Source organism: Pseudonocardia sp. SID8383, from assembly GCF_009864975.1.
Taxonomy (GTDB): Bacteria; Actinomycetota; Actinomycetes; order Mycobacteriales; family Pseudonocardiaceae; genus Pseudonocardia; species Pseudonocardia alni.
This window is the reverse complement of sequence record NZ_WWFY01000499.1, coordinates 1-3,771: the sequence shown is the minus strand read 5'-3', so window position 1 is coordinate 3,771 and position 3,771 is coordinate 1. Positions and strand designations below refer to the sequence as shown.

General features: G+C 73.6%; 3 protein-coding genes and 1 pseudogene. All 4 read left to right on the top strand.

Going from position 1 to position 3,771, the window contains the following annotated elements:
- Positions 1–233: pseudogene (locus GTW08_RS31800) on the top strand (hypothetical protein); the annotation flags it as partial.
- A gap of 114 nt (positions 234–347) precedes the next feature.
- The gene (locus GTW08_RS12180) at positions 348–2,123 is read left to right on the top strand and encodes an acetyl/propionyl/methylcrotonyl-CoA carboxylase subunit alpha (protein ID WP_073576381.1); all 1,776 of its coding nucleotides are present in this window, start codon (positions 348–350) and stop codon (positions 2,121–2,123) included.
- A gap of 14 nt (positions 2,124–2,137) precedes the next feature.
- Complete coding sequence (locus GTW08_RS12175) at positions 2,138–2,722, top strand: GNAT family N-acetyltransferase (RefSeq protein WP_073576382.1); 585 nt, start codon at positions 2,138–2,140, stop codon at positions 2,720–2,722.
- Between the two features lie 301 nt (positions 2,723–3,023).
- A complete protein-coding gene (locus tag GTW08_RS31030) occupies positions 3,024–3,530 on the top strand; it encodes a hypothetical protein (RefSeq protein ID WP_073576840.1) in 507 nt (168 codons plus the stop codon).
- The last annotated feature ends 241 nt before the right edge of the window (positions 3,531–3,771 follow it).

Here is a 3,771-nt window from a genome sequence, read left to right as displayed (position 1 = left end):
GCTTCGAGGGCGTCGCCCCCTACGGCCCGGAGCGGGAGGGCTGGGACCTGGCCCGCGAGCTCGCGGCCGCCGGGCGGCTCGGTGCGGGCGCACGGCGCGAGCTGGCCGCACGCGAGGCGGCGCTGCACTACGACGGACGCACCGCCCCGCGACCCCGGAACCGCCTGTCCCGATGGTGGCACCGGTCACGACGGGAACGATCAGGGCCGAGGTCCGGACCCTCGGACGGGTGACGACGTTGCCATCGCCACATTCCCCACCGGTAACTTCCGGCGGCTCTGCTCTTACACTCCGCCTAACCCTGCGCCGGAGCATCGGGCCGGCGCCGTGACCGGAGGAGTTCGACTGTGCCCGCACTGCGCAAAGTGCTCGTCGCCAACCGGGGAGAGATCGCCGTCCGCGTGATCCGAGCAGCGAAGGACGCGGGACTTCAGAGCGTCGCCGTCTATGCCGACCCGGACCGGGACGCGATGTTCGTGCGGCTCGCCGACGAGGCCTTCGCGCTGGGTGGCTCCACCGCCGCCGAGTCCTACCTCGACATCGAGAAGGTCATCGGTGCCGCGAAGCAGGCCGGTGCCGACGCGATCCACCCCGGCTACGGCTTCCTGTCGGAGAACGCCGACTTCGCCCAGGCCGTGATCGACGCCGACCTCACCTGGATCGGCCCGTCGCCGCAGTCGATCCGCGACCTCGGCGACAAGGTGACCGCACGTCACATCGCCCTGAAGGCCGGCGCCCCGTTGGTGCCCGGCACCAAGGACCCGGTGAAGGACGCGGACGAGGTCATCGCCTTCGCCGACGAGCACGGCCTGCCGGTCGCGATCAAGGCCGCCTTCGGCGGTGGCGGGCGCGGCATGAAGGTCGCCCGCGAGCGCTCCGAGATCGCGGAGCTGTACGAGTCCGCGGTCCGTGAGGCCACCGCGGCGTTCGGCCGCGGCGAGTGCTTCGTCGAGCGCTACCTGGACAAGCCGCGCCACGTCGAGACCCAGGTGCTGGCCGACCAGCACGGGAACGTCGTCGTCGTCGGGACGCGGGACTGCTCGCTGCAGCGCCGCTTCCAGAAGCTCGTCGAGGAGGCGCCCGCGCCGTTCCTGAGCGACGAGCAGCGCAAGACCCTGTACGACGCCTCGAAGGCGATCTGCAAGGAGGCCGGCTACTACGGCGCCGGGACCGTCGAGTTCCTGGTCGGCCAGGACGGCATGATCACCTTCCTCGAGGTCAACACCCGTCTGCAGGTCGAGCACCCGGTCTCGGAGGAGACCACCGGGATCGACCTGGTCCGCCAGATGTTCCGGATCGCCGAGGGCCAGGAGCTGGACTTCGACGACGACCCGCAGCCGCGCGGGCACGCGATCGAGTTCCGCATCAACGGCGAGGACGCCGGGCGCAACTTCCTGCCGGCGCCGGGCACCGTCGAGCGGATCTGGTACCCGGCCGGCCCGGGCGTCCGGATGGACGCGGGCGTCGAGGACGGCTCGGTCATCGGGGGTCAGTTCGACTCGCTGCTGGCAAAGCTGATCGTGTGGGGCAGCGACCGGCAGCAGGCGCTGCAGCGGGCCCGTCGCGCACTGGGCGAGTTCAAGGTCGAGGGCATGGCGACCGTGCTCGAGTTCCACCGTCTCGTCGTCGAGGACCCGGCCTACGCCGCCGAGACCCTCGAGGACTTCACCGTGCACACCCGCTGGATCGAGACCGAGTGGGACAACACCGTCCCGCCGTTCGAGGGCGGCGCGGGTGCCGAGGACGAGTCCGGCGAGCGGCAGACCGTCGTCGTCGAGGTCGGCGGGCGACGCCTGGAGGTCTCGCTGCCCGGTGACCTCGCCCTCGGCGGCGGCAACGGCAGCGGCGCGGCCAAGGCGGCCCCACGCAAGCGCGGCGGCAAGGGCGGCGGCGGGGCGAAGGCCTCCGGCGACGCCGTCACCGCGCCGATGCAGGGCACGATCATCAAGGTCGCGGTCTCCGAGGGCGACACCGTCGAGGTGGGTGACCTGATCGTCGTCCTCGAGGCGATGAAGATGGAGAACCCGGTCACCGCGACCAAGGCCGGCACCGTGACCGGCCTGGACGCGGAGCAGGGCGCCTCGGTCACCCAGGGCACGGTCATCTGCGAGATCAAGGACTGAGTCCCCTGGACCAGGTGCCCGCCCCCGCTCCCGACCCGGTACTCGATCCGGTCGAGATCAACGCCGGGACGTGGTACCTGCGCGGACCACGGCACGACGGCCGGGTGGACGACCGCCCGGCCGTCGCCGCGTCCTGCCGGGACCCGGAGATCCGGCGCTGGCGCAACCGTCCGGACCCGGCCGCCCCGGACTTCGACGAGCAGGTGACCGCGCACGTCGCGGACCGGATCGACGGCTGGGCCCGCGGCACCCGCTGTGCCTGGGCCGTCGCCGAGCCGACGACCGGGGAGATGCTCGGCGAGATCACCCTGGAGCACCTGGACATCGCCCATGGCACCGCCGAGCTGCGCTGCTGGACGCTGCCCGGCGCCCGCGGACGCGGCCTGGCCCGCACCGCGGCCGGGGCGGTCGTGCGCTTCGCCTTCGGCGGGCTCGGGTTGCACCGCGTCACCTGGATGCACGCCGAGCCGAACCGGGCGTCGGCCGCCGTCGCCGCGGCGCTGGGGTTCGTGCCGGAGGGGCGGCTGCGGGAGGCGTGGACCGTCGACGGCGAGCGGGTCGACGTCGTCGTGCTGGGGCGGTTGGTGGGCGAGGGCTGAGGCGGTCCGCGCGGCCCCGTCGCCCGCGCGTCGACAACCGCGTTCCGCGGAACGCGCTGTGCCGACCGGGTCACCGCCCGTTGACCGGCACGTCGCGCCGTTCTAGCGTTTCCGGCGTGTCGCGCACGCCGTCCGGCGCCCGCGGCACGCAACGTCACAACTCCACAGCCGACCCGTGTGCCCGATCCACGGGGCCCGGAACTACCGCCACGCGGAGTACCGCGCCGCGGATCCGCTCGCCACGCAGGCCCAGCCGCGCCGTGAGCCGTCCCAGTTCGACCGAGACGTCACAGGATCCGTCATGCCCCCAGAGTTCGACATCGCGCCGACGACGTTCCATGTCACGACGCACGTCCACACCGACGGCCCGATCCCGGGCCCGCACTCCCTGCTCACCCTGACCTCCTCCGCGTACGGAGCGGACGGGGTCCTGATCGGCACCTTCACCGCCAACCTCCGGGAGCTCCCGGGGGCCACCCTGCACCCGACCGCGCTGGCGACCTGGCGCACCCGGGCGGAGGACTGGCTCCTGACCCGGCGGGCCTCGCGCCCACCGGGGCAGGTGGCGAACGACTACGCAGCCTGGGTCACCGACCTGGGCGAGCGTGCGCTGTTCGTCGCCGACCCGGAGGAACCGGACCACCTGTTCGTCTACTGGTACCTGCAGCGTTTCGCAGGCCGGTGGCCGTTCGCGGGGACCGTTCCCGCCCTCGGCGGGACGCCCCGGCCCTGGGCCCCACCGCCGTGCCCGCTGCGCGGGTGCGCCCCGGTCGAGGTCCCGGAGCCGACCGAGGTGACGGCGGCCTGACCGCGACACACACCCCCGTCCGCGCCGATGACCACCGGTGTGGACGGGGGCGTCGTCGTGTGCGGGCTTCGCGATCGCGACCGTTCCGCGGCGAACCGCCGCGGCGACGGCCGGTGCGGGCCTAGCGTGCGCCCGTCCGTGATCCGCCCGTCCGCACCGGAGGCCGACGTGCCCGACATCCACCCGGACCTGCGTGTCGACCCGGCCGCCCCGGCCGGGGCGGCGGAAGCGCTCGACCGGG

Excerpts from the sequence above, each read along its gene's own strand:
- GTW08_RS31030 (WP_073576840.1), top strand. The coding sequence starts at position 3,024 with ATGCCCCCAGAGTTCGACATCGCGCCGACGACGTTCCATGTCACGACG.